Origin of the sequence: Thalassobellus sediminis, from assembly GCF_044386045.1 — a bacterium.
GTDB classification, from domain to species: domain Bacteria; phylum Bacteroidota; class Bacteroidia; order Flavobacteriales; family Flavobacteriaceae; genus Thalassobellus; species Thalassobellus sediminis.
This window is the reverse complement of the sequence record NZ_JBISCD010000040.1, coordinates 2,067,114-2,092,154: the sequence shown is the minus strand read 5'-3', so window position 1 is coordinate 2,092,154 and position 25,041 is coordinate 2,067,114. Positions and strand designations below refer to the sequence as shown.

Below are 25,041 nucleotides of genomic sequence, written 5' to 3'. Positions count from 1 at the left end.
ACCTTTTTAAGATTTAAGGACAGCTTTATTTATCTTTTTAACCAAACTAGGTCCCTCATAAATAAAACCAGTATAAACCTGTACTAAATCGGCACCAGCAGCTATTTTTTCAAGAGCATCTTCTGCAGAATGAATGCCCCCAACACCAATAATTGGGAATGCTTTTTTACTCTTTTCAGATAAGTATTTAATAACCTGTGTACTTTTATTGCTTATAGGCTTTCCGCTTAAACCACCATTTCCAATACTTTCAAGCTGTTCTTTAGAGGCTTTTAAATCACTTCTATCAGTCGATGTATTACTTGCAATAACACCATCTAAATTTGTAGTTGAAACTAACTCAATAATTTCATCTAATTGATTGTTATTTAAATCGGGAGCAATTTTTAAAAGAATAGGTTTCTGACTTTCAAAAGTAGTATTCGCTTTTTGTACAGCTCCAATTAATTCTTCTAAATAATCTTTATCATTTAATTTAGCATGACTACCAACATTAGGACAACTTACATTTAGCACAAAATAATCTACATAAGGATGCAATGCATTAAAACACTCTAAATAATCTTTAGTATAATCTTCGGGCTTCGTATCGGTATTCTTACCAATATTCCCTCCTATAATTAATTTGCCTTGATTCTTTTTTAATTGCGTTATTGCAGTTTCAACACCTTCGTTATTAAACCCCATACGGTTTATAATACCTTGATCATCTTTTAAACGAAATAATCGTTTTTTAGGATTTCCAGCTTGGGCTTTTGGTGTTACAGTACCAATTTCTATAAAACCAAATCCAAAATTTGCTAATTCATTATAAAGCACTGCATTTTTATCGAAACCTGCTGCTAATCCAACAGGATTTTTAAAAGTCAACCCAAATAATTTACGTTCTAGCTTTTTATCATCAATCACATATAAACTTCTAAATATGGCAGAAAAACCAGGGATTTTACAAGTGAATTTTATTAAAGAAAAAGTGAAATGGTGAATTTTTTCTGGATCGAAAAGAAAAAAGAATGGTCTTAACAGTAATTTATACATCTGGTATTATTTGTGCAAAAGTACTTCTAAATAAAAAAATGAACAATTCAAAAGACAAAAAAATTATTAGTCGTATTTTTGAGTTCGTATTTAGAGTGTTTATTTAATTCACTCAAACCCTTAAATTTTTATAATTAATGATTTCAAAAGAACACATTATAAAACGCTTTATAAGTTACGTTACTGTTGACACAGAATCTGACCCAAATTCAAATACAACTCCTAGCACAAATAAGCAATGGGATTTAGCTAATAAACTGGCCGAAGAACTTAAAGCTATTGGCTTACAAGAAGTAAATATTGACGAAAATGCATACATTATGGCAACGCTACCAAGTAATGTTAATCATGACGTACCAACAATTGGCTTTATTTCTCATTTTGATACCTCTCCAGATTTTACTGGCGCCAATGTAAAACCTCAAATTATTGAAAATTACAATGGAAAAGATATTGTTTTAAATGACACTGAAAACATTATTCTATCGCCCGATTATTTTGAAGATTTACTACAATATAAAGGGCAAACTTTAATAACCACTGATGGCACTACACTTTTAGGAGCCGATGACAAAGCAGGTATTTGCGAAATCGTATCGGCAATGGAATACCTAGTTAATCATCCTGAAATTAAACATGGGAAAATACGTGTTGGTTTTACGCCAGACGAAGAGATTGGTAGAGGTGCACATAAGTTTGATGTTGAAAAATTTGGAGCCGATTGGGCTTACACTATGGATGGTAGCCAGATAGGTGAATTAGAATATGAAAATTTTAATGCTGCTGGAGCTGTAGTAAAAGTGAAAGGTAAAATTGTACACCCTGGTTATGCTAAAGGAAAAATGATTAACTCTATGTACATTGCTCAAGAGTTTATAAACTCGCTTCCTCGTATGGAAACACCCGAACATACAACAGGTTACGAAGGTTTTTTCCATTTACATAACATTAAAGGTGATGTAGAAGAAACGACTTTAGAATATATTATTCGTGATCACGATAGAGGTCATTTTGAAGCCAGAAAAGAAGTAATGACAAAACTAACCAACGAGCTTAATTCTCAATATGGCAGAGAAGTTATTGTAACTGAGATTAAAGATCAGTATTACAATATGAAAGAGAAAGTAGAACCTGTTATGCATATTGTTGATATTGCAGAAGAAGCTATGAAACAAATAGGAATTACGCCTTTAATTAAAGCTATTCGTGGTGGTACTGACGGATCTCAACTAAGTTATATGGGGTTACCTTGTCCTAATATATTTGCTGGTGGCCATAATTTTCATGGACGCTATGAATATGTACCAGTAGAAAGTATTATTAAAGCTACTGAAGTTATTTGTAAAATTGCAGAATTAACAGCACAAAAACAATCATAAAATAATTAGCACACCTTCTTTAATGACTATTGAATCTATATTGTCAAAACTTGTCTCCTTTCCTGTTTTAGGTGGAGAAAGTAATATATCTATAATTCATTGGATTAAATCATATATAGAATCATTTGGCATAACATGCACATTAGTTCCAAATAAAAAAGGTGACAAAGCTTCCTTACATTGTAGAATTGGGCCGTCTAAAAACGGTGGTATTATTTTATCTGGACATACGGATGTTGTCCCTGTAAAAGGACAAGATTGGGAAACAGATCCGTTTATTTTAACCGATAAAGGAGATGGTAAATTATACGGTAGAGGTTCTTGCGATATGAAAGGCTTTATAGCTTGTTGTTTAAGTGTTTTACCTAGGTTAGCTAAAGCCGATTTAAAAAAGCCTATCTACTTTGCTTTTTCTTATGATGAAGAAATAGGCTGCTTAGGAGCTCCCGATTTAATTGCGCATTTATTAAATCATTATCCTGAAACACCAAAATATGCTATAATAGGCGAACCTACATTATTACAGCCTATTATTGGGCATAAAGGCATCTGCTTATATAATACAAAAGTAAATGGTTCTGCAGGACATAGTAGCGGTATTAGAAAAGAAGTGAGTGCCATTAATGAAGCTGCTCGTTTAATTTTATGGCTAGAAAATAAAATGAATGTATTGGTAGATTCCGGCAGTATTGACAATCGTTTTATACCACCGCACTCCTCATTACATACTGGAATTATTCATGGAGGAATTGCTCCAAACGTTATTGCTGATAAAGCTTATTTTTCTTGGGACGCGAGAGTGATTCCTAATGACAATTTATCAGAAATTATTAATGAATTCAAAACACATTGTGATAAAAGAACAGACGAATTAAAACCTATATTTCCCGATTTTAAAATTGAAACTGAAGAAATTCACGCTCCTGTACCTAGTTTTTCAACCGACGAGAATGCAGGTATTGTTAAATTGATGAGGAAAATAAACGCTAATACGCATATTGGAACCGTAGCATACGCATCGGAAGCAGGACAATTTAATGAAGCTGGCTTACAAAGTATTGTTTGTGGTCCTGGATCTATTGACCAAGCACATAGAGCAAATGAGTTTATTAGTAAAGAGCAATTAACAAACTATGTAGAGATATTAAATAATCTTATAAGTCTTTTTTCTGTATCCTCTTAGATTTTAAAACCTTCCTTTTCCAATTCAACTAGTTCCTTTTTATTAAAATGCTCTGAAATTAAACTCATTTTATGTTTACCTGTTTTTCTAAGGTATACCCAAGCATACAATTTCCCCATTCTTGATTTATAATCAAACCATTTTCCGTCTGGGTTTTTAATTTCATCATATCTAAATTCTTTCCATCTCTGAATTCTATCAATATTGGTTTCTGGTTTTTCCCATTTTCTAATATCCCCAAACTTTTTTTTCCAAACCCTATCAAGTTTTTTAATAGTTTGTTGTTTTAAAATATCTTTTTTTGGTAAAACATAAGAATTAAACCTTGTGATATATGCTTGCTTATTAGGCTTTATGTCTAATGAAAGTTGTGTCGTGAATTTTTCTAAGTAATCTTCAGGATTCTTACTATGCATTTTATAATTAACACCTAAACTCTCAATTTTCTTTATTAATTCAGTTTTATTTTTTCTTTTAGCCGATGTTAAAAAAGTTCCTAAGCTTCTGTTTTTATATTTAAACCTGTGATTTACCTGAATAGCAACACCTTCATTAATAGCGTTTTTTAACAAATCTAGCCACTCATCTTCCGATAATCTATTTTTATATTTCATTTTCAGGGAGGTAATATTAATTTAAAGCCTTTCTTTTTAGCTACTTTTTGTATAAAATACAACTTTTATTTAAGAATTTAGTTTAAAACAAAGTGATTTGTACTTCACCTTCATCATCACTATCGTCGTTAGACTTTGCATCTGATTTTGAGTTTCCTGTTGAAACCTCTGTTTCATCTACTACTTCTAAATCATCAGCATGTACTTCTTCAGGAGCTTCAAAAGGAATAGGATCTAATAAATTTATTTGATTTACTTTATCCTTTGTTAATTGATTTCCTAAAGCATTAATACCTTTTATAGAAATGAACTCCTCTAAATTAATCTCTAAATTTTCTTTTCTGTCTTTACCACGTTCTTTAGCAAAAACAATTTCTGCCATAGGTTTCCAATCGGTTGATACTATTTCTAGTTGCGAGTTAGGATGATCGGATATAAAAGATTCTTCTCTACCCTCGTTTTCAATTAAAAAGCGTTTCACATAATAGATCTCTTTTTCACCATTGAAATAAACCGCAGATATAGGTTTTTTAGGCACCCATTTTTCCATAACAATCATATCATCATCAAAATGCATAGTAACCTCAGGTGTTACTGTTTTTAATGCTCCTGACTGATTGATAATAAGTAATTTATCTTCACCTCTAAACTCACCAATGAGTTCTCCTCTACCATCAACATTTAGTCTTTGTACGGCATCATCAAACCAAATTTTACGTGGTTTTAAAGTAGAAACGCCTTTTTCTTTAAGCTCTATACGCTTAATAGGATATTTAGTAACCAAATTTCCTTTTGAAACTCTACCTTTTATTAAAATGTCGGCAAAGTCAATATCCCATTTTAGTTTTTTAATACTACCAGCTTGTCGTAACAAAACAGTAACAACTTCTGCTTCTCCATTTGGATTTGCTGAAAAATATAATGCCTTAGAATTTTTACTGCCGTTCGTTAAATCATATTCTCTATCACGAGTAATAGAGGTTACAGCAAAGCGTTTTATATAAGATGGTCCTTTGCTTCCATCACGATAAATCATATTATAAATAGTACGCTTATCTTTCTTTTTAAATACCGCAACATGAATAATATCTTTACCTATAAAGGTTTTAGAATCTACTTTAGTAACCATCATTTTTCCTTGGCCAGTAAACACTATAATATCATCAATATCACTACAATCACCCACATATTCATCACGACGTAAAGACGTTCCAATAAAACCTTCTTCTCTATTTACATAAAGTTTCGTGTTTCTTATAACAACTTTGGTTGCATCAACATCATCAAAGGTTCTTATCTCTGTTTTACGTTCTCTTCCTTCTCCGTATTCTTTTTTAAGCCTTGTAAAATATGCAATAGCATAATCTATTAAATTTGCTAAATGATGTTTAATTTCGGCTATTTGCTCTTCTAAAGCATCAATTTTTTGTTGCGCTTTATCAATATCAAATTTTGAAATACGCTTAATACGAATTTCTGTTAAACGTACAATATCTTCTTCTGTTACGGCTCGTTTTAAATGCTTTATATGTGGTTTAAGTCCTTTATCAATGGCGCTAATAACACCTTCCCATGTTTCTTCTTCTTCAATATCTCGGTAAATTCTATTTTCAATAAAAATACGCTCTAAAGACGCAAAATGCCATTGCTCTTCAAATTCACCTAATTTTATTTCTAATTCTTGTTTTAAAAGCTGAACCGTATTATCGGTACTACGACGTAACATTTCTGTAACGCCAACAAACAGCGGTTTATTATCTTCAATAACACAACCTAATGGAGAAATTGAAGACTCACAACTAGTAAATGCAAATAAGGCATCAATAGTTTTGTCTGGTGATAAGCCTGATGGTAAGTGAACTAATATTTCAACTTCGGCAGCAGTATTGTCTTCTATCTTTTTAACTTTGATTTTCCCTTTATCATTTGCCTTTAAAATAGAATCTATTAAAGACGATGTGGTTGTACCAAAAGGAATTTCGGTTATAACTAACGTGTTTTTATCTAATTGTGAAATTTTAGCACGAACTCGTACTTTTCCTCCTCGTAATCCATCATTATAATTAGAAAAATCGGCTATTCCTGCAGTAGGAAAATCGGGTAAAATAATAAATCTTTTTCCTTGTAAATGCTTAATAGAAGCATCTATAAGTTCTATAAAATTGTGTGGTAGTATTTTTGTAGATAATCCAACTGCAATCCCCTCACCTCCTTGTGCTAAAAGCAAAGGAAACATAACAGGTAAGTTTACAGGTTCTTTTCTTCTACCATCATAACTGGCTTGCCATTCGGTAATTTTTGGATTAAAAACTACATCTAATCCAAATTTAGAAATTCGCGCTTCAATATAACGAGACGCTGCAGCACGATCGCCTGTTAAAATATTTCCCCAGTTTCCTTGAGTATCTATTAATAAATCTTTTTGACCAATTTGCACCATGGCATCTGCAATACTTGCATCTCCGTGCGGATGGTATTGCATGGTATGCCCAACAATATTGGCAACTTTATTGTAGCGTCCATCATCCAAATCTTTCATAGAGTGCATGATACGACGCTGTACTGGTTTAAAGCCGTCTTCAATGGCTGGTACAGCACGTTCTAAAATAACGTAGGATGCATAATCTAAAAACCAATCTTTATACATGCCCGTTATACGGGTTATGGTTTCTTGAGGTTCGTCTTGTTCGTTAATTAAGTCGTCGCTGTCTTCAATCATTAATTAGGTCAATTTATTTTGGGTTTCCCGCTAAGAGTTACTCTTCCTTTCTTTTTACTTTTATTTAATTTTTCACTTGTTAAAGCAGCATGCAAGTAAGAATAATCTCTTTTAGTTTTTTTATTTTTTTCTTTTGTGTACAACATATCTTTTAGTTTTATATACCTTTTTATAAGGCCATTAATAAATTTACTTTTCTTGTACTGCAAATTTAAAACTAAACTAGTATATGTTGGTAATTTTTAACTTATTATTTTATATAATTCTCAATTTTATCGATTTAAAATACGTATTTCGTTTTCAAAAACACCTTTTATTCAATAATATCTAATTCTACCTTCAAATTATCAATGATAAATTCTTGTCTTGTAGGTGTGTTTTTACCCATATAAAATGCTAATAAATCTTCAATAGACATGTTATCATCTAACATAATAGGGTCTAACCTAATATCGTCTCCTATAAAATGTTTAAACTCATCTGGCGAAATTTCACCAAGTCCTTTAAATCGAGTTATTTCTGGTTTTGGTTTTAATTTTTCAATGGCATTTCTACGTTCATCTTCAGTGTAACAATAAATGGTTTCTTTTTTATTACGCACTCTAAATAAAGGTGTTTGTAATATATATAAATGCCCATTTTTTATAACTTCAGGAAAAAACTGAAGGAAAAAAGTTATTAATAACAAACGAATATGCATTCCATCTACATCGGCATCGGTAGCAATTACAACATTGTTATATCTTAAATCTTCTAAAGTTTCTTCTATGTTTAAAGCAGCTTGCAACAAATTAAACTCTTCATTTTCATAAACAATTTTCTTGCTTAAGCCATAACAGTTTAAAGGTTTCCCTTTTAAACTAAAAACCGCTTGTGTATTTACATCTCGTGATTTTGTAATACTACCAGAAGCTGAATCTCCCTCTGTGATAAACAGGGTCGTTTCTAGATTTCTTTCGTTTTTAGTATCTCCAAAATGAACTCTACAATCTCTTAATTTTTTATTATGAAGACTTGCTTTCTTAGCGCGATCTTTAGCTAACTTACGGATACCCGATAATTCTTTACGCTCTCGTTCAGCTTGCAAAATTTTACGTTGTAATTTTTCGGCAGTATCTGTGTTTTTATGTAAAAAATTATCTAAATGGGTTTTAAGAAAATCACTAATATAAGTTCTTACAGTAGGTAAATCGCCTCCCATATCGGTAGAACCCAACTTCGTTTTAGTTTGACTTTCAAAAACGGGTTCCATAACTTTAATAGCAATGGCACTTACAACAGATTTTCTAATATCTGATGCGTCATAGTTTTTACCATAAAACTCACGAATAGTTCTTACAAAGGCTTCTCTAAAAGCATTTAAATGTGTCCCACCTTGCGTTGTATTTTGCCCATTTACAAAACTATTATATTCTTCGCTATATTGTGTTTTACTGTGTGTTAAGGCAACTTCAATATCATCACCTTTTAAATGAATTATAGGATATAATAAATCGGATTCTGCAATCTTCTCATTTAATAAATCTTTTAATCCGTTTTCACTAAAATACTTTTCGCCATTAAAAACAATTGTTAAACCAGGATTTAAGTACACATAGTTTTTAAGCATTTTAACAATGTACTCACTTCTAAACTTATAGTTTTTAAAGATTAATTCATCTGGAATAAAAGACACTTTCGTTCCTTTACGGCGTGAGGTTTCTTCTAATAAATCTTGATTGATTAAATTTCCTTGCTCAAATTCCGCGGAAGCGCTTTTACTATCACGCGTAGATTCTACTCTAAAGAAAGAAGATAAAGCATTTACGGCTTTTGTACCTACTCCATTTAAACCAACAGATTTTTTAAAAGCTTTAGAATCGTACTTTCCGCCTGTATTCATTTTAGAAACCACATCTACCACTTTTCCTAGCGGAATACCACGACCATAATCTCGAACAGTTACTTTGGTACCTTGAATAGAAATTTCAATGGTTTTTCCGGCTCCCATAACGTACTCATCAATAGAGTTATCTAAAACTTCTTTTAAAAGAATGTAAATTCCATCATCCGGAGACGAACCATCACCTAGCTTACCAATATACATTCCTGGTCGCATACGAATATGCTCTTTCCAGTCAAGTGAACGTATATTATCTTCGGTATAGTTAGATTGTTCAGCCATAGTAGATGTTGCGTAAAAATTCGTGATTGGTTGCTAATATAATACAACCTTATAAAAAAAGAAATAACCTTTGCACAAAGTAATTAACAATATAGAATTGTTATTGTTGAGAACCTTAACACTTAGACTTTACTTTTTTTAATAGAAACGAATAATATACCAATAATAACTATTAAAGCACCAAATAACTGTAGTAAAGTCAGTTTTTCATTTAAAAAAATAGCAGCCAAAATAATAGTTGAAATTGGACCAATGCCGGCTACAATTGCAAAATTTGACGAACTAATCATTTTTATAGAAGTTGACACTAAAAAAGAAGGAATAACGGTTGCAAAAACAGCAATTAAAAATCCTAATAGATATACTTGCCAAGTAAAGCTAAACAGATCTACTTCGTTAATAATACCATAATGAATAAAAACACAAACACATGAAACAAGCATAGCATAAGCTGTGAATTTCATGACTCCAAATTTTGGAATCAACCAACCACTACCTACTAAATATGAAGCATACGTTATTGCACTTAATAAAATATAAAAACCACCTAAATAATTGTCTTTACCAGAGATAACAACCTCATCTCCAAACGCTATAATAATTCCTAAATAAGTTAACCCGATAGCTCCTGCCTGAACTTTATTTATGGGTTGTTTTAAAAAGAACTTATTTAAAAGAATTACAATTGTTGGATATATAAAGAGTATTATACGTTCTAAACTGGCTTTAATATAAATAAGTCCTACAAAATCGAAATAACTTGCTAAATAATAACCAACAAAACCAAAAAATAGAATCCAAGCGTAATCCGTTTTCTTTGCTTTTAAATCGCTATGCTTTTTACCATAAACATAAGCTATAACTACATAAAACGGAAAAGAAAACAACATACGAAGTAATAATATACTAATGGCGTCTACCTTATAATTATAAGCCAATTTTACCATAACTGCTTTTGAGGAAAAAAGAACAATTCCTAAAACACCTATTGCTATACCGTACCAAAAACCTCTTTTTGCTTGCATAGCACGAATTTAGGTTTGTGTTACTGAATGATTTTTCACAAAAATGAAGAATTACGATGTTCAGGTTATAATTTTATAAACGAATACCTGAATACTGAAAAGTATTATTGGAATAAATGTTTATCAACAAACTTAGTATAAACTGCTTTTATGATTCTGAAGACTCTGCTTTTTCTTTTAAGAATTTATTTCTAGTCTTTAAAAGATTTGTCATATATCGCTTTAAAAAAAGAGTATTTGCTATTTTACCTAAAATTCCAAGCGGTGATTCAAAATAGAACACATCTATCATTTCAGTTCCAGCATTTGTTTCTTCAAAATGATGCTCATGACGAAATGATTTAAAGGCTCCCATAACCATCTCATCTACAAAATAATTTGGCTCATCAAACTCTGTAATTTTAGATGTTAAATGTTGTACAAAGCCAAGATGCTTTGCTTCCCAACAAACCCATTCTCCTTGACCTATGAGACCTTTAGTCTTTCCAGCAATAGCTTTTTCTCCAGAAAACTTTAGTGAATCTTGATGTAAATCAATGTTTCTAGCTAAATCAAAACACTTTTTCTTGTCTGAATGTATTTCAGTTTTTATTTCAATTGTAGGCATTTTTAATATATTTCTATTGAGAGGGGAATACAAATATATAATATTTCTTACTTAATAAGCAATAAGTTCTGAGTATAATTACACATTAAACAAAAAATGCATTACATCTCCATCTTTAACGATATAATTTTTACCTTCTACACGCATTTTTCCGGCTTCTTTCACTTTTGCCTCACTACCATAGCTTGCAAAGTCATCATAACCAATAACTTCGGCACGAATAAAACCTTTTTCAAAATCTGTATGAATAACTCCCGCTGCTTGTGGTGCTGTGGCTCCAATATCTACAGTCCAAGCACGTACTTCTTTTACGCCGGCTGTAAAATAAGTTTGCTGATTTAAAAGTTTATAAGCAGATCTAATTAATTTAGCTGACCCAGCTTCCTCTAATCCTATATCTTGTAAAAACATTTGACGTTCTTCATAATCGTCTAACTCATTAATATCAGCTTCTGTTCCAACAGCTAAAACTAATACCTCTGCATTTTCATCTTTTACAGTTTCTTTAACTAAATCTACATAAGCATTTCCTGAAACTGCAGATCCTTCATCTACATTACAAACATACATCACAGGCTTATCTGTAATTAATTGAGATGGTTTTACAAAATCAATATCATCTTCTTCACTAAATTCTAAAGCTCTAACAGAAATTCCTGCTTCTAAACCTTCTTTTAGTTTTAACAAAACCGCTTCTTCTTTTTGAGCTTCTTTATTTCCTGTTTTAGCAGCACGTTTTACTTTATCTAGTTTTTTTTCAACGGTTTCTAAATCTTTAAGTTGCAATTCCATATCGATAGTTTCCTTATCGCGAATAGGATTTACATTACCATCAACATGCACAATATTATCGTTATCAAAACAACGTAATACATGTAAAATAGCATCAGTCTCTCTAATATTTGCTAAAAACTGATTTCCTAAACCTTCACCTTTACTTGCTCCTTTAACTAAGCCAGCAATATCAACTATTTCTACAGTTGCAGGTTGCACGCGTTCTGGGTTTACTAATTCTTCAAGCTTTTCTAAACGAGGATCTGGAACGTTTACCACACCAACATTAGGTTCGATTGTACAAAACGGGAAGTTTGCGCTTTGTGCTTTTGCGTTAGATAAACAATTAAATAAAGTTGATTTCCCTACGTTTGGTAATCCTACGATGCCTGCTTTCATTGAAATTATATTTTTTATTTCCGTGAAAACGGAAATATTTTAATAGCTAAATTTTACTAAAAAGATTATCGCTTTCGCGGAATCTGTTTTGCGAGTGCAAATGTAGTTATTTCCGTAATTATTTAAAGTATATAGATTCGATAAGTTTATAACCTAAAAATATATCTATTATTGATTGATAAAAACAAATAAACTACCTGTTTCAAAAGTAATAGCAATATCATCATCAATTGCTACATTTCTTGTTCCTATTCTGTTTCCAAAAGAAAGCGTTTCCTTATTTAAAGGATACTCCAAGCCTTTTGTTATAATGTTCGTTGCTGTTGGAAAAGGCACTAACGATATTGTTTTTCCTTTACAATTAGATAATTCTAAACGAGTATCAGCTAAAAAATAAGAACCAAAATTATCAAAAAAAGTAAGATTGAGTTTCTCTTTCCATTGAATGGCTGTGTGTAAGTTTCCTAAAAAATGATCTTGTTCTTGCCCACTGGCACCAAAAACATGAATAGATTTATACCCTCTTTCGAATAATATCTGCAACACTTTATCAAAATCTGTATAATCTTGATTAGGTGTATGAATGACTTCAATATGTTCAGGAAGACGTTCAACCGAATCAAAATCGCCACTAATAAAATTAGGAGTAATATTATTTTTTTCTAAAAACCGATACGCACCATCAGTTGCACAAACAAGATGATACTTTGTTAAATCTGGAATCTTATTTGGCGGCTCCCCATTTATAAGAAGAAATACTTTCTTTTCATTCATTGAGACAAAAATACAAATAGCATTTTAATCTATACAAAAAGTAAAATAAAGGTTAGAACCATTCCGAAAAAAGTAAAATACAATCCTTTTTTATAAATCTTGGTTTTTGGTAAAAACATCCAAAAAGATGAAATAGCAAAGAAAAATAAAGACACTCCGGAAAATATATTCAACCAATATAAAGGCTGTTTCGAACTCGCTTTATGAAGTTTTGTCATTTGATTTAAAACATAGGGTAATTCCTTGTTTTTATATTTAGCAACACCTGTTTTCTTATCATATTGCCCGTTCTCAAAAAAAACAAGATTATTCTCTTCTTTCAAAACTTTAAAATTCCTTTTACGTAATTGCCTTCCTAAATCTACCGACTTAATATTAGGCTTTAATTTTTTTTCTACTTGAACTTCACTTTTTAAAAATTCGGTATCTCTAAAAACTAATACAATACCGCTTAAGGCATAAACAGTCATGATTCCTATTAGAAAAAACCCTAGATAGCGATGAATAATTCGCATGTACTTATTTGTCATTATTATTTATTTTTCGTGTAAGACTTAGTTTTTACAAGAAAGTTTAATGGCTTTATAAAAAAGTTTCTATTAGAATTGATTTTTATAAATATCTAAAATAATTTCTGTGGCATTTCTTGCAGATTCGCCTGAAACTAACAGTTCGCTATTTGTATTTATAGCATCAACAAAATTATTTAAAACCGTTTCGTGGTTAGTAGTATCACTCACAGATGCAGTTGCAGCACCAGTATGCGTATTTTCTGTTGATTTTACCGATGTTGGGTTTTCTAAATCTTCAATATCCCAATGGGTAATAACATCATTCTCTAAAATTAGATACCCTTTACTTGTGTAAATTTCCATTTTAGCAGGAAACCCTGGTTTGGTTGCTGTTGATGCCGTAATAGTGGCAATCATACCAGAATTATGAACACAAATAGCGGCACCATGATCTTCAACTTCAATATCATGCACAAAAGTTCCTAACTTACTTACCAACTTAACGGGTTTACCAAAATACCAATAATACAAATCTATATAGTGTGATGCTTGTTGAATAAAAGGTCCGCCTCCATCAATATTATACGTTCCTCTATAAGCTGAGGAATTATAATAATTGTCATCGCGATAATTTTTAATTGACAAATCGACCGAAAATATCTTTCCTAATTTATTTTCATCAATCAACTTTTTTACAATTGGATTATCTGAACTATAACGCCTTTGATAAGCCACTGCTAGCTTAACACTATTTTCTTTACATGAATCAATCATGTTATCAATAGACTCTAAAGTAATATCTATTGGTTTTTCGCATAACACATGCTTTCCTAAAGTTGCGGCTTCAATTGCATTAACATGATGTAATCCGTTAGGCGTACAAATAATAACAGCATCAAAATTTGTAGTAATTTCAGAAATTGCTTTAAAAAAAGGAAGATGATTTAATCCTTCTGGCTTATTAGTTTTGCTAGATACAATACCAACAACTTCGGCATTTGTAATATTATTTATTGCAGAAAGATATGTGCTTGCAATATTCCCGCTTCCTATAATTACAAATTTAATAGTATCATTTTTTATCATAATTTCTCTAAATTAAATAGTCTTAGCGAGCTAAGTTAATTTATTTTTCGCATCCAATAAAAGTATTCGCTTCAATCAATTTCATTTTTAATCAAAAAAAATCCCAAGCTTAAAGCTCAGGATTAATTATAAATTTTCAATTGTAAATTACCAATTGTTAGTCTTCTGGATGCATAAAACGTTGCTTTGCTAAAAGCTCTTCTTCTGTTTCTACAACATCTTCATCAGGCACACAACAATCAACAGGGCAAACTGCTGCACATTGAGGTTCATCATGAAACCCTTTACATTCTGTACATTTATCTGGTACAATATAGTAAAGTTCATCACTTACTGGTTCTTGAGGTTCTTCTGCATCAACCTCTGTACCATTAGTTAAAACCACTTTACCTGTTAAGCTTGTTCCGTCTTTATAGCGCCAATCATCGGCACCTTCATATATTGCTGTATTTGGGCACTCAGGTTCACAAGCACCACAATTTATACATTCGTCTGTTATTATAATTGCCATAGCGTTTTCTTTTTCTAACTTTGCAGTGGCAAAAATAACGCCAAAACCATTCATAACCAAATTAAGAATGCAATTACAAGAAAGAATTGATGCTTTTGTAAAATTAGGAGAATTTTTAAAGCAATTTTCTAATGAAGTTATTCAAAAAGCAGATAATATTGAACATAACGACTTATTCTTCGACGGTTTTAAACATCAATTAAAACTAGCTCAAGAATACAATGGTTGGTTCACTAAAGAAAACATTCTGTTTTCTATTAAAGGCTGGACAGAGCTTTTAACACAAGCCAATTTAAATAAATGGCTAGCACCATATAACATTAATACGACTGAACCTAAACAAGTTGCCATTATAATGGCAGGAAACATTCCTTTGGTTGGGTTTCATGATTTTTTATCTGTTTTAATCTCTGGTCATAAAGTATTAGTTAAACAATCGTCAAACGATAAACACCTACTACCCTATTTAGCTAAATATTTAGAATATGTTGCTCCTAAATTTAAAGGACGAATAACCTTTACTGAAGCTAAAATTGAAAACTTTGATGCTGTTATTGCTACGGGTAGCGATAATACTGCACGTTATTTTGAGTACTATTTTAAAGGAAAACCATCTATAATTAGAAATAATAGGAATTCTGTAGCTGTTTTAACAGGTAACGAAACGACTGAAGATTTAAAAAACCTTTCGGAAGATATTTTTAGATACTATGGTTTAGGTTGCAGGAATGTATCTAAATTATATGTGCCTAAAGGCTATAAATTCGATGCTTTTTTTGAAGCAATCTACCATTGGCACCCTATTGTCGAAAAAGCTAAATATGCTAATAACTACGATTATAATAAAGCCGTGTATTTAATGAGCGAATTCGATATGCTTGAAAATGGTTTTTTTATGATTAAAGAAGATAAAAGTTACGCTTCGCCGATAGCTACTTTATTTTATGAATTTTACGAAGATGTAGAGCATTTAAAGAAAAAACTAAAGCTAGATGAAAATAAAATTCAGTGTATAGTTTCTAAAGATTTTACTAAAAATGAAATTACATTTGGCGCAACGCAAAAACCTCAACTTTGGGATTATGCGGATAGTGTAGATTCTATTGAATTTTTGTTAGCAATTTGACAAAAAAATTATTGATTTTATAGCATAAAATACCCAATTAATTAGCAACTTTGCATCTTTAAATTTTACTACATAAAATGAAAAAACATAACTTTAGTGCAGGACCAAGTATTTTACATCCAGAAGTTTTATTAAAAGCTTCTCAATCTATAATTGATTATAATGATTCGGGGTTATCTTTAATTGAAATATCACACAGAAGCAAAGATTTTGTTGATATTATGGAAAAAGCAAGAGCTTTAGTTTTAGAGCTACTTGGTTTAGAAGGAAAAGGATACAAAGCTTTATTTTTACAAGGAGGTGCGAGCACTCAGTTTTTAATGGTTGCTATGAATCTTTTAGAAAAAAGAGCAGGTTACTTAAACACAGGTGCATGGAGTCAGAAAGCAATAAACGAAGCTAAAATTTTAGACGATATTTACGAAGTTGCTTCTTCTAAAGATGCTAACTTTAACTATATTCCTAAAGGATATGATATTCCTTCAGATTATGATTATTTTCACTTCACAACAAACAATACTATTTTTGGAACGCAAATGAAATCGTTTCCAAAATGTGATATTCCAACGGTTTGTGATATGAGTAGTGATATTTTTTCACGTCAGTTAGATTTTACACAATTCGATTTAATTTATGCAGGTGCTCAAAAAAATATGGGCCCAGCAGGTACAACGTTAGTTGTAATTAAAGAAGACATTTTAGGTAAAGTATCTAGAAACATTCCATCTATCATGGATTACAAAAAACATATTGGTGCAGGAAGCATGTTTAATACACCTCCTGTATTTGCTGTTTACACATCTATGTTAACTCTTGAGTGGTTAAAAGGTCTTGGTGGTATTGCTGCTATTGAAAAAGAAAATGAAAAGAAAGCAACTGTAATGTATTCTGAAATAGACTTAAATCCATTATTCAAAGGGTTTGCTGCTAAAGAAGATCGTTCAAACATGAATGCAACCTTCAATTTAGTGAATGAAAATCTAAAAGAAACATTTGAAACCATGCTTAAAGAAGCTGGTATAAGTGGTGTTAACGGACACAGAAGCGTAGGTGGTTATAGAGCATCTATGTACAATGCATTACCTCTTGATAGCGTAAAAGCGCTTGTAGAAGTAATGAGCGAATTAGAAAGTAAAGCTTAAAAGGTTTTGCAGTAATCAGTCGCTATTTGCAATTGCTTACTCAAACAAATAAAATAAATTATTAAAGTTTTCGCTTACGCGGAAATAAAAAAGTCATAAAATGAAAGTATTAGCAAACGATGGTATTTCACAAAGTGGTATCGATGCCTTAGAAAAAGGTGGTTTCGAAGTTATCACAACTACAGTAGCTCAAGAACAATTAATAAACTACATAAACGAAAACAACATTACTGTTTTACTTGTACGTAGTGCTACAACAGTACGTCAAGACCTTATTGATGCTTGTCCAAGCATTAAAATTATTGGTCGTGGTGGTGTTGGTATGGATAATATCGATGTAGAATACGCAAGAGAAAAAGGACTTTCTGTAATTAATACGCCTGCTGCTTCTTCGCACTCAGTTGCCGAATTAGTATTTGGACATTTATTTGGTTTAGCTCGTTTTTTACATAACTCGAATAGAGATATGCCTCTTGAAGGAGATAGTAACTTTAAAGGCTTAAAGAAAGCGTATGCAAAAGGAACTGAGCTTAAAGGGAAAACTTTAGGTGTTTTAGGTTTTGGTCGTATTGGACAAGCTACTGCTAAAGTTGCTTTAGGTGCTGGAATGAAAGTAATTGCTTTCGATCCGTTTTTAGAAAAAGCAAATTTAGAGTTAGACTTTTTTGATGGTCAGACTGTAAACTTTGATATTGAAACCATTTCTAAAGAAGATGTTTTAAAACAAGCCGATTTTATTACACTACACGTTCCTGCTCAAAAAGAGTATGTTATTGATGAAGCAGAATTTAATATGATGAAAGATGGTGTTATTATTGCTAATGCAGCACGTGGTGGTGTACTTAACGAAGTAGCATTAGTAAAAGCTATAGAAAGTGGTAAAGTTGCAAGAGCTGCTTTAGATGTTTTTGAAAAAGAACCTAAGCCAGAAATGCAATTATTAATGAATTCGGCATTATCATTAACACCACATACTGGTGCTGCAACTAACGAAGCACAAGACAGAATTGGTACAGAATTAGCAGAACAAATTATAAGCATCTTAAAGTAAATAAGATATAAAATTGTGACCTAATCAATTTAATTGAGTCCTAACTAATAGTTGGGACTTTTTTTGTACATTGAAATCTCATTATTTACAAATCTTTTTAAAATAAAAACAAAACAATTATGTCAGGAATTTTAGACTTATTAGGCAGCGACTTAGGAAAAACAATTATTGATGGAGTAGCTGGTTCAACAGGAAACGATACAAACAAAACAAGTAGCGTTTTAACGATGGCTTTACCCGTATTAATGAAAGCTATGCAACGTAATGCCTCAACACCTCAAGGTGCCGAAGGATTATTAGGAGCTTTAAACGGAAAACACGATGGAAGCATTTTAGATAATCTTGGTGGGTTATTTAGTGGCGGCGTTGATGATGATGTAAAAACTGATGGAGAAAAAATATTAGGACACGTACTAGGAGCTAAACAACAAGGCGTTCAAAAAGTAATTGGAGAAAAATCTGGTTTAGATGCTAGCTCGGTAGCTAACATATTAAAAGTTGCAGCTCCAATTTTAATGGGTGTTTTAGGAAAACAAAAACAACAACAAAATGTAAGTTCTTCTAATGGTATTGGCGATTTATTAGGTGGTTTATTAGGCGGGAACTCTGCTCAACAAGAACAAAGCTTCTTAGAATCTATTCTTGATGCAGATGGTGATGGTAGCGTTGTTGATGATGTTGCTGGAATGCTTTTAGGAGGTAACAAAAGCAAAGGAGGGCTTGGAGGTTTACTAGGTGGTCTTTTTGGTAAATAATAATTCCTGTTTTTAAATATATATAGAAAAGCCAAACGTAACTGTTTGGCTTTTTGTTTTAAAACAATAAAATACAATTATTTAAAGAATGATTTTCGTAGATTTATATTAATTTCTATATTAATACATATTCAAAGTCACTTTACTAATTAAAAGGTAGTATTCACTCATTGCTTGTTTCACAATACATAAGTAACTAATAGCTTTGTTTTATAATATTAAAATATTTAGATATGAAAACACTAGCATCTTTATTATTAATTAGTCTCTTTATTTTTAGTTGTAATACAACAAAACAAACAACTCAAAATAAAAATGAAACATTAGAAAACATTAAGCTTAGCGACACTGTAAGCATTACTAATGATGAGTTAGAATATCAAATTATTATTATAGAACCAGGTTTTAATTTTTGGCTGAATAGTAGAGCTAGACCTGAAGGCTTTTATTCGCAACAATTTTTAGAAAACAGAAATTATTTATATGTATTAGAATGGAATAATAGAGTGACACAACCTATGCGATTTGCTCCTAACCTATATGAAATGCAAATTGATTATCAACAAGGTATAGATTACGGCTACGAAGTAAATTACAAACTCTATAATTACTTTATCTATTTTCAATTAACTTACAAACAAAGATTAGGTCCTTTTATTCCTAGAATTTAGAAGTCTTTTAACTATTTTTGCATAATAAATTTATTTGTGTGGAAAAATTAAAGGAACGTTGGGGTATTGAACATAATTGGCAAATCATTGTCATTTTAATAGTATTTGCTATCACTGGATCTACAGCCTCTTTAATTGGAAAACCTATTTTAGCATACTTAAACATTTCACCTGAAACATATACAACATTTGGGTATTGGGTTTTGCGTATAGTACTTTTATTCATTATGTATCAAATAATGCTAGTTGGCTTTGGTTGGCTTTTTGGTCAACATAAATTTTTCTGGAATTTTGAAAAGAAAATGCTTCGTAGAATAGGCTTAAAACGTTTTGTTGATTAATTATTAATGCAAACTATAAAGGAACATATCGTATTTAAAATAGTAACCCTAAGTTTGGTTGCTACATTATTAGTTCCTTCTGTTATTAAGTTTTCTCATGTTTTTTCACACCATCACCATAAACATGATGTCTGTAAAGGAGAAAAATCAACACATTTACATGAAATAGATTTAGATTGTGAGTTTTATAAATTCCAATTAAATAAGAATTATATTCCATCATTAAAATACGAAACCTTTATTTGTAAAGCACCTCATTACAAAATATACATTTTAACATACAAATTCCTTAATAATCATCAGCCTTTATCTTATTCTTTAAGAGGTCCTCCTGCTGTTTTAGTTTAATCAATCACCTTATTTTTAAACTAAAAACGCAATACAATGAAACATTATTTATTGATTGTAGGATTATGCTTTTTCGGTATATCTTATAGTCAAAACTGCACGCATACTTTCTTTGGTGAAATAAAAGATTTTCATGATGGAACTCCTATGTCAGGTGCAACTGTTCATATCGAATCGCTTAACAAATACACAACAGCAGATATTAATGGTAAATTCACCATTAAAAACCTGTGTGAAGGAAAATTGGTTCTAGCAATTTCTCATATCGGATGTGAAAACAAACGCGTGGAAATTGATATGAATGGAGACACTTATAAGGAGATTAATATGGAGCATCATATTGAAGAACTTCATGAAGTGAAACTATTAAGCAATGCTCCTATAAAATTGACTAAAACGGCTCAAGAAACTCATTTAAGTATTGATGATTTCGAACGCTTTAGTGCTTATAGTCTAGGTGATGCTTTAAAGCAAGTAAGTGGTGTTTCGTCAATTAATACAGGAAACACTATTGTTAAGCCAATTATTAATGGTTTACATAGTAGTAGAATTTCTGTGATTTCTAATGGTGTGCTTTTACAAGATCAAGAATGGGGTATAGAACACGCTCCTAATGTAGATTTAAATTCTGCTGGAAGTATAAATGTTATAAAAGGAGCAAACGCTCTTGCTTATAGCGGTGATGCTATTGGCGGAGTAATTGTTTTAAAACCACAAGCTATTAGTTTGAAAGACTCACTATACGGAAAAACAATTTTGAGTGGACAAACAAATGGCAGAGGTTTTAATATAGCATCTACTTTAACTAAATCTTGGAAAAAAGGATGGTTTGTTAATGCTCAAATGTCGAAAAAACGCTTTGGCGATTTTAATACACCTGATTATAATTTAACCAATACGGGATTGAATGCTCTAGGTTTTAACCTAAATGCTGGATATAAAACTTTTGAAAAAGGTTTTAATATTAACTATAGCTACTTAAATAATGAAATAGGTATTTTAAGAGCAGCCCATATTGGGAGTATTAATGATTTAGTTGAGGCTATAAACAGCGGAGAACCGAATGTTATAGATGATTTTAGTTATGACATTAATTCGCCTCGACAGGATGTTACACATCAAGTTTTAAAAACAGAGTTTTACCAACGCTTTAAACGTTTTGGTCGTTTACAAATTCAATATGACTTTCAAAACAATCAACGATTTGAATATGATGTTCGAAGAGGAGATGACAATAAAGCTGCAATAGACTTGAATTTAAAAACACATGCTCTAAAAATTAATTTAAAGTTAGATGCCAGCAACAAAGCAAATTATAATTTTGGTATTCATACTAGTTATCAAAATAACTTTGCAAATCCGAAAACTGGAATTAGAAGATTAATTCCAGATTACGACAAATATGATGTTGGTATTTTTGCTATTTCGAACTTAAAATGGAGTGATAATACTGTTTTAAATTTTGGTGTAAGGTATGATTTTAAAAGAATTGATGCTAAAAAGTTTTACTTAAATAGTAGATGGGAAGAGCGTAATTATAATCAAGACTTTAGCGGTTTTATTATCGAAAATGTTGGGAATCAAATTTTGACAAATCCTATTTATAACTTTCATAATATATCGGTATCTACAGGGATATCTCATAAAATTGATGAACAACAAAGCCTTTTATTTAATTATGGGTTATCTCAAAGAGCACCAAATGTATCAGAATTATTTAGTGATGGGTTGCATCATTCAGCAGCAAGAATTGAGTTAGGTGATTTAAGAATAAAACAGGAAACTTCAAATCGTTTTGGAGGCTCCTATCAATTACATTCACCAAAACTAATATTGAATGCTGAAGGGTATGTAAACCATATTAAGGATTTTATTCAAATTATTCCTTTTGGAACGGAACAAACTATTAGAGGAGCTTTTCCTGTTTGGAATTATACCCAAACCAATGCTTTAATATTTGGAGTTGATGTTTCAGCTAATTATGAGTTCAATAAACAATGGAGTATTAATAACAAATCGTCTTTTATTAAAGGGCGAAATGTAAAAGATAAAACAGCATTAATTGACATGCCAGCATTTAAAACCGTTAATTCCTTAACATATAGTAATAAAAAGTGGTTAGATTTTAATGCTAATTTAGAAAGTGAATGGGTATTTAAACAAAATAATTATCCAGATTATAATTTAGAAACGTTTATTGCATCAACTCAACAAATGGTTTTGGTAGACATAAGTACACCACCAGCAGCATATCATCTGCTACATTTTAGAAGTGATGTTACTGTTTCGTTATCATCAAAATCAAAATTAAATTTAGGACTTAGCGTCTCAAATTTATTAAATACTTCCTATAGAGAATACTTAAATAGATTAAGATATTTCGCTGATGATTTAGGAAGAAATTTTATATTACAAATAAAGTTAAATTATTAAAAAATTAAAAAAAATGAAAAATTTAAAAATTTTATCAATTGCTATTATTACATTATTATTCATATCGTCATGTTCGTCTGATGATGATCCTGAAATTGTTATTGAAGAAGAAGTAATAACTACCATGACCGTAACTTTAGCTCCTGTTGGTGGAGGTACTACTATAGAATTAAAATCACAAGATTTAGATGGTGATGGTCCTAATCCTCCAGTTGTAACAGTTTCAGGGAATTTAACAAGTAATACAACCTATAACGGAAGTATTGAGTTACTTAATGAATTAGAATCTCCAGCTGAAGATATTACTGAAGAAGTTGAAGAACTTGAGGAGGAACACCAATTCTTTTTCGATGCTTCAAATGCTATAGCTACTTTTGATTATAGTGATACTGATGCTGACGGCAACCCTGTGGGCTTAAGTTTTGAACTTACAACTACAGATGCAGGTACTGGAACTATTACAGTTACTTTAATTCATGAGCCATCTAAAAACGCAAGTGGTGTTAGTGATGGTGATAGCACCAATGCTGGTGGTGAAGAAGATATTTCTGAAACTTTTTCTATTACTGTAGAAAACGTTTAAACTCATTAATACAAAAAAAATGCCTTTCAAAATTGAAAGGCATTTTTTACACATATATTATAGTTTCTTTTCCGAATTGAAAACATAAGTATAAATCCACATTAAAGTAAAAGTTGGAATTATATCAAATCCAGGAAGTGCCTCTTCAATAAAAGTTATAACACCTGCAATTTTACCTGGTTTCCCTTTATATAGTTTTGTCATTAACCACCCAGATAGTGGCGCCCAAACAATATCTGAGAATTCACCAATACCCGGAATTATAAAAGACACAAAACCGAGTGCGTCAAATAGAATCCCTATAATTAGTTTTTTATATTTATTCATTCAATAACTTTTTTATTATTTCCTTGAAAAAAGGAAATCTTTATACATCATATTAAACAATAAACATACCAAAACTATTTACCTATTAGTTTTAAAAATTCGTTTCTAGTTTCAATTTTTTCAAACTGCCCTCTAAACCCAGAAGTTGTTGTTGTAGAACTTTGTTTTTGTACACCTCGCATCATCATACACATGTGTGATGCTTCAATTACAACAGCCACACCTTGTGGTTTTAAAGTATCATTTATACAATCTAAAATTTGTTCGGTTAAGCGTTCTTGCACTTGTAAACGTCTTGCAAACACATCTACAATTCTTGGTAATTTACTTAAACCTACAATATAACCATTGGGTATATATGCAATATGCACTTTACCAAAAAATGGCAAAATATGATGTTCGCAAAGCGAATACAACTCGATATCTTTAACAATAACCATTTCGTTATAAGATTCTTTAAACATAGCGCCTTTAAGAATCTCAACCGGATCTTGGTTGTATCCCTGTGTTAAAAACTGCATAGCTTTTGCTGCACGCTCTGGTGTTTTAACCAAGCCTTCTCGCTCTGTATTTTCTCCTAAATCTTCTATAATATTTTTATATCGGTCTTTAACATCATCTGTTACCTTAATATTATACTCTTCAAACTGTTTATATGGCATTATTTATTTTTTAACTAAATATAGAGGATATATTGGACTTAACAATAAAAACAATTCTTAATTGTACATCACAGCTTAAAGTAGTAAATTCACAGCTCTTATTTATTACAAATGATTCAAGCAAAAAACATTCATAAATACTACGGCGATTTACAGGTTTTAAAAGGTGTCGATATTCATATAAAAAAAGGCGAAGTTATTTCTATTGTAGGTGCATCGGGTGCCGGAAAAACAACCTTATTACAAATATTAGGCACTTTAGATAGAGCTTATAAAAAGGAAGATTTTCAACTTAGCATAAACAATATTGATATAAGCTCTCTTAACGATAAAGCTTTAGCCAAATTTAGAAATGAACATATTGGTTTCATCTTTCAATTTCATCAATTATTACCAGAGTTTACGGCTTTAGAAAATGTATGTTTACCCGCTTTTATTAAAGGAACAAAAAAAGCTGATGCTGAAAAACGCGCCAAAGAGCTTTTAGATTTTTTAGGATTATCGCATCGATACAATCATAAACCAAATGAACTATCTGGTGGTGAGCAACAACGTGTAGCTGTGGCTCGAGCTTTAATTAATAATCCTGCTTTAATTTTTGCCGATGAACCTTCTGGAAACCTTGATAGTGAATCTGCTGAAAACTTACACAGCTTGTTTTTTAAACTTCGCGATGAGTTTGGACAAACCTTTGTTATTGTTACTCATAATGAAGAACTAGCCAATTTAGCAGATAGAAAACTTGTTATGGTTGATGGAAACATAGTAGATTAGTTTCTCTTTTTTATATAATTATATTTAGCGAAATCACTATCTC

The 25,041-nt window shown here is 31.2% G+C and carries 25 protein-coding genes; 12 read left to right on the top strand and 13 right to left on the bottom strand.

Going from position 1 to position 25,041, the window contains the following annotated elements; all coding sequences use genetic code 11:
* Positions 1–6: 6 nt before the first annotated feature.
* The gene (locus ACH5TW_RS15820) at positions 7–1,038 is read right to left on the bottom strand and encodes a quinone-dependent dihydroorotate dehydrogenase (RefSeq protein ID WP_439337473.1); all 1,032 of its coding nucleotides are present in this window, start codon (positions 1,036–1,038) and stop codon (positions 7–9) included.
* Positions 1,039–1,175: 137 nt separating this feature from the next.
* Here ACH5TW_RS15820 and pepT point away from each other — a divergent pair, with 137 nt between their 5' ends.
* Positions 1,176–2,417, top strand: a complete 1,242-nt coding sequence (gene pepT / locus ACH5TW_RS15815) for a peptidase T (protein WP_439337472.1) — start codon at positions 1,176–1,178, stop codon at positions 2,415–2,417.
* 22 nt (positions 2,418–2,439) lie between these two features.
* Positions 2,440–3,600: an acetylornithine deacetylase gene (gene argE, locus ACH5TW_RS15810; protein WP_439337471.1), complete on the top strand. Its 1,161-nt coding sequence runs from the start codon at positions 2,440–2,442 to the stop codon at positions 3,598–3,600.
* Here the strand turns inward: argE and ACH5TW_RS15805 are convergent.
* The 10 genes from ACH5TW_RS15805 to ACH5TW_RS15760 all read right to left on the bottom strand — a co-directional run bounded on the left by ACH5TW_RS15805 (position 3,597) and on the right by ACH5TW_RS15760 (position 14,785).
* Positions 3,597–4,214 carry a hypothetical protein gene (locus tag ACH5TW_RS15805; RefSeq protein WP_439337470.1) on the bottom strand — a complete coding sequence of 206 codons (618 nt, stop codon included), beginning with the start codon at positions 4,212–4,214 and terminating at the stop codon, positions 3,597–3,599. The genes argE and ACH5TW_RS15805 overlap by 4 nt on opposite strands.
* Positions 4,215–4,296: 82 nt before the next feature.
* Positions 4,297–6,933 carry a DNA gyrase/topoisomerase IV subunit A gene (locus ACH5TW_RS15800; RefSeq protein ID WP_439337469.1) on the bottom strand — a complete coding sequence of 879 codons (2,637 nt, stop codon included), beginning with the start codon at positions 6,931–6,933 and terminating at the stop codon, positions 4,297–4,299.
* 313 nt (positions 6,934–7,246) lie between these two features.
* Positions 7,247–9,097, bottom strand: a complete 1,851-nt coding sequence (locus ACH5TW_RS15795) for a DNA topoisomerase IV subunit B (protein ID WP_439337468.1) — start codon at positions 9,095–9,097, stop codon at positions 7,247–7,249.
* A 122-nt stretch (positions 9,098–9,219) separates the two neighbouring features.
* Complete coding sequence (locus ACH5TW_RS15790) at positions 9,220–10,122, bottom strand: DMT family transporter (protein ID WP_439337467.1); 903 nt, start codon at positions 10,120–10,122, stop codon at positions 9,220–9,222.
* A 148-nt stretch (positions 10,123–10,270) separates the two neighbouring features.
* Positions 10,271–10,729, bottom strand: coding sequence for an SRPBCC family protein (locus ACH5TW_RS15785; protein WP_439337466.1), 459 nt, complete (start codon positions 10,727–10,729; stop codon positions 10,271–10,273).
* Positions 10,730–10,807: 78 nt separating this feature from the next.
* Positions 10,808–11,902, bottom strand: a complete 1,095-nt coding sequence (gene ychF / locus ACH5TW_RS15780) for a redox-regulated ATPase YchF (protein ID WP_439337465.1) — start codon at positions 11,900–11,902, stop codon at positions 10,808–10,810.
* Between the two features lie 168 nt (positions 11,903–12,070).
* Positions 12,071–12,676, bottom strand: coding sequence for a thiamine diphosphokinase (locus ACH5TW_RS15775; protein WP_439337464.1), 606 nt, complete (start codon positions 12,674–12,676; stop codon positions 12,071–12,073).
* 29 nt (positions 12,677–12,705) lie between these two features.
* Positions 12,706–13,206 carry a hypothetical protein gene (locus ACH5TW_RS15770; protein ID WP_439337463.1) on the bottom strand — a complete coding sequence of 167 codons (501 nt, stop codon included), beginning with the start codon at positions 13,204–13,206 and terminating at the stop codon, positions 12,706–12,708.
* A 69-nt stretch (positions 13,207–13,275) separates the two neighbouring features.
* Positions 13,276–14,274 carry a Gfo/Idh/MocA family protein gene (locus ACH5TW_RS15765; RefSeq protein ID WP_439337462.1) on the bottom strand — a complete coding sequence of 333 codons (999 nt, stop codon included), beginning with the start codon at positions 14,272–14,274 and terminating at the stop codon, positions 13,276–13,278.
* A 157-nt stretch (positions 14,275–14,431) separates the two neighbouring features.
* Positions 14,432–14,785, bottom strand: coding sequence for a 4Fe-4S dicluster domain-containing protein (locus tag ACH5TW_RS15760; RefSeq protein WP_439337461.1), 354 nt, complete (start codon positions 14,783–14,785; stop codon positions 14,432–14,434).
* Positions 14,786–14,852: 67 nt separating this feature from the next.
* On the opposite strand from ACH5TW_RS15760, the gene ACH5TW_RS15755 reads away from it, so the two are divergent.
* From ACH5TW_RS15755 to ACH5TW_RS15715, 9 genes are all read left to right on the top strand, one after another.
* Positions 14,853–15,911 (top strand): acyl-CoA reductase, encoded by a 1,059-nt coding sequence (locus tag ACH5TW_RS15755; RefSeq protein WP_439337460.1) that lies wholly within the window; start codon positions 14,853–14,855, stop codon positions 15,909–15,911.
* A gap of 77 nt (positions 15,912–15,988) precedes the next feature.
* Positions 15,989–17,053, top strand: coding sequence for a 3-phosphoserine/phosphohydroxythreonine transaminase (serC, locus tag ACH5TW_RS15750; RefSeq protein WP_439337459.1), 1,065 nt, complete (start codon positions 15,989–15,991; stop codon positions 17,051–17,053).
* Positions 17,054–17,153: 100 nt separating this feature from the next.
* Complete coding sequence (locus ACH5TW_RS15745) at positions 17,154–18,104, top strand: D-2-hydroxyacid dehydrogenase (RefSeq protein ID WP_439337458.1); 951 nt, start codon at positions 17,154–17,156, stop codon at positions 18,102–18,104.
* 119 nt (positions 18,105–18,223) lie between these two features.
* On the top strand, positions 18,224–18,859 hold the full coding sequence (locus ACH5TW_RS15740) for a DUF937 domain-containing protein (RefSeq protein ID WP_439337457.1): 636 nt from the start codon (positions 18,224–18,226) through the stop codon (positions 18,857–18,859).
* 233 nt (positions 18,860–19,092) lie between these two features.
* Positions 19,093–19,530 (top strand): DUF6146 family protein, encoded by a 438-nt coding sequence (locus tag ACH5TW_RS15735; protein WP_439337456.1) that lies wholly within the window; start codon positions 19,093–19,095, stop codon positions 19,528–19,530.
* Between the two features lie 38 nt (positions 19,531–19,568).
* Positions 19,569–19,871 (top strand): DUF6787 family protein, encoded by a 303-nt coding sequence (locus tag ACH5TW_RS15730; protein ID WP_439337455.1) that lies wholly within the window; start codon positions 19,569–19,571, stop codon positions 19,869–19,871.
* A 6-nt stretch (positions 19,872–19,877) separates the two neighbouring features.
* Positions 19,878–20,219 (top strand): hypothetical protein, encoded by a 342-nt coding sequence (locus ACH5TW_RS15725; protein ID WP_439337454.1) that lies wholly within the window; start codon positions 19,878–19,880, stop codon positions 20,217–20,219.
* Between the two features lie 36 nt (positions 20,220–20,255).
* Positions 20,256–22,652 (top strand): TonB-dependent receptor, encoded by a 2,397-nt coding sequence (locus ACH5TW_RS15720; RefSeq protein WP_439337453.1) that lies wholly within the window; start codon positions 20,256–20,258, stop codon positions 22,650–22,652.
* Between the two features lie 13 nt (positions 22,653–22,665).
* Positions 22,666–23,235 (top strand): type 1 periplasmic binding fold superfamily protein, encoded by a 570-nt coding sequence (locus ACH5TW_RS15715; protein ID WP_439337452.1) that lies wholly within the window; start codon positions 22,666–22,668, stop codon positions 23,233–23,235.
* Positions 23,236–23,292: 57 nt separating this feature from the next.
* On the opposite strand, the gene ACH5TW_RS15710 is transcribed toward ACH5TW_RS15715, so the two are convergent.
* Together ACH5TW_RS15710 and folE are read right to left on the bottom strand one after the other, a co-directional pair.
* On the bottom strand, positions 23,293–23,562 hold the full coding sequence (locus ACH5TW_RS15710) for a hypothetical protein (RefSeq protein ID WP_439337451.1): 270 nt from the start codon (positions 23,560–23,562) through the stop codon (positions 23,293–23,295).
* Positions 23,563–23,636: 74 nt separating this feature from the next.
* Entirely contained in the window at positions 23,637–24,224 is a 588-nt protein-coding gene (folE, locus tag ACH5TW_RS15705; RefSeq protein WP_439337450.1) for a GTP cyclohydrolase I FolE, read from the bottom strand.
* A gap of 111 nt (positions 24,225–24,335) precedes the next feature.
* On the opposite strand from folE, the gene ACH5TW_RS15700 reads away from it, so the two are divergent.
* A complete protein-coding gene (locus ACH5TW_RS15700; RefSeq protein ID WP_439337449.1) occupies positions 24,336–24,998 on the top strand; it encodes an ABC transporter ATP-binding protein in 663 nt (220 codons plus the stop codon).
* Positions 24,999–25,041 lie beyond the last annotated feature (43 nt).

What these genes read in the sequence shown, in the direction of transcription:
- ACH5TW_RS15735 (WP_439337456.1), top strand. Translation starts at nt 19,093, where the DNA reads ATGAAAACACTAGCATCTTTATTATTAATTAGTCTCTTTATTTTTAGT.
- ACH5TW_RS15790 (WP_439337467.1), bottom strand. Translation starts at nt 10,122, where the DNA reads ATGCAAGCAAAAAGAGGTTTTTGGTACGGTATAGCAATAGGTGTTTTA.
- ACH5TW_RS15720 (WP_439337453.1), top strand. Translation starts at nt 20,256, where the DNA reads ATGAAACATTATTTATTGATTGTAGGATTATGCTTTTTCGGTATATCT.
- ACH5TW_RS15755 (WP_439337460.1), top strand. Translation starts at nt 14,853, where the DNA reads ATGCAATTACAAGAAAGAATTGATGCTTTTGTAAAATTAGGAGAATTT.
- ACH5TW_RS15820 (WP_439337473.1), bottom strand. Translation starts at nt 1,038, where the DNA reads ATGTATAAATTACTGTTAAGACCATTCTTTTTTCTTTTCGATCCAGAA.
- pepT (WP_439337472.1), top strand. Translation starts at nt 1,176, where the DNA reads ATGATTTCAAAAGAACACATTATAAAACGCTTTATAAGTTACGTTACT.
- serC (WP_439337459.1), top strand. Translation starts at nt 15,989, where the DNA reads ATGAAAAAACATAACTTTAGTGCAGGACCAAGTATTTTACATCCAGAA.
- ACH5TW_RS15770 (WP_439337463.1), bottom strand. Translation starts at nt 13,206, where the DNA reads ATGACAAATAAGTACATGCGAATTATTCATCGCTATCTAGGGTTTTTT.
- folE (WP_439337450.1), bottom strand. Translation starts at nt 24,224, where the DNA reads ATGCCATATAAACAGTTTGAAGAGTATAATATTAAGGTAACAGATGAT.
- ACH5TW_RS15740 (WP_439337457.1), top strand. Translation starts at nt 18,224, where the DNA reads ATGTCAGGAATTTTAGACTTATTAGGCAGCGACTTAGGAAAAACAATT.
- ACH5TW_RS15745 (WP_439337458.1), top strand. Translation starts at nt 17,154, where the DNA reads ATGAAAGTATTAGCAAACGATGGTATTTCACAAAGTGGTATCGATGCC.
- ACH5TW_RS15775 (WP_439337464.1), bottom strand. Translation starts at nt 12,676, where the DNA reads ATGAATGAAAAGAAAGTATTTCTTCTTATAAATGGGGAGCCGCCAAAT.
- ACH5TW_RS15725 (WP_439337454.1), top strand. Translation starts at nt 19,878, where the DNA reads ATGCAAACTATAAAGGAACATATCGTATTTAAAATAGTAACCCTAAGT.
- ACH5TW_RS15795 (WP_439337468.1), bottom strand. Translation starts at nt 9,097, where the DNA reads ATGGCTGAACAATCTAACTATACCGAAGATAATATACGTTCACTTGAC.
- ACH5TW_RS15785 (WP_439337466.1), bottom strand. Translation starts at nt 10,729, where the DNA reads ATGCCTACAATTGAAATAAAAACTGAAATACATTCAGACAAGAAAAAG.
- ACH5TW_RS15710 (WP_439337451.1), bottom strand. Translation starts at nt 23,562, where the DNA reads ATGAATAAATATAAAAAACTAATTATAGGGATTCTATTTGACGCACTC.
- ACH5TW_RS15765 (WP_439337462.1), bottom strand. Translation starts at nt 14,274, where the DNA reads ATGATAAAAAATGATACTATTAAATTTGTAATTATAGGAAGCGGGAAT.
- ACH5TW_RS15800 (WP_439337469.1), bottom strand. Translation starts at nt 6,933, where the DNA reads ATGATTGAAGACAGCGACGACTTAATTAACGAACAAGACGAACCTCAA.
- ACH5TW_RS15760 (WP_439337461.1), bottom strand. Translation starts at nt 14,785, where the DNA reads ATGGCAATTATAATAACAGACGAATGTATAAATTGTGGTGCTTGTGAA.
- ACH5TW_RS15700 (WP_439337449.1), top strand. Translation starts at nt 24,336, where the DNA reads ATGATTCAAGCAAAAAACATTCATAAATACTACGGCGATTTACAGGTT.
- ACH5TW_RS15805 (WP_439337470.1), bottom strand. Translation starts at nt 4,214, where the DNA reads ATGAAATATAAAAATAGATTATCGGAAGATGAGTGGCTAGATTTGTTA.
- ychF (WP_439337465.1), bottom strand. Translation starts at nt 11,902, where the DNA reads ATGAAAGCAGGCATCGTAGGATTACCAAACGTAGGGAAATCAACTTTA.
- ACH5TW_RS15715 (WP_439337452.1), top strand. Translation starts at nt 22,666, where the DNA reads ATGAAAAATTTAAAAATTTTATCAATTGCTATTATTACATTATTATTC.
- argE (WP_439337471.1), top strand. Translation starts at nt 2,440, where the DNA reads ATGACTATTGAATCTATATTGTCAAAACTTGTCTCCTTTCCTGTTTTA.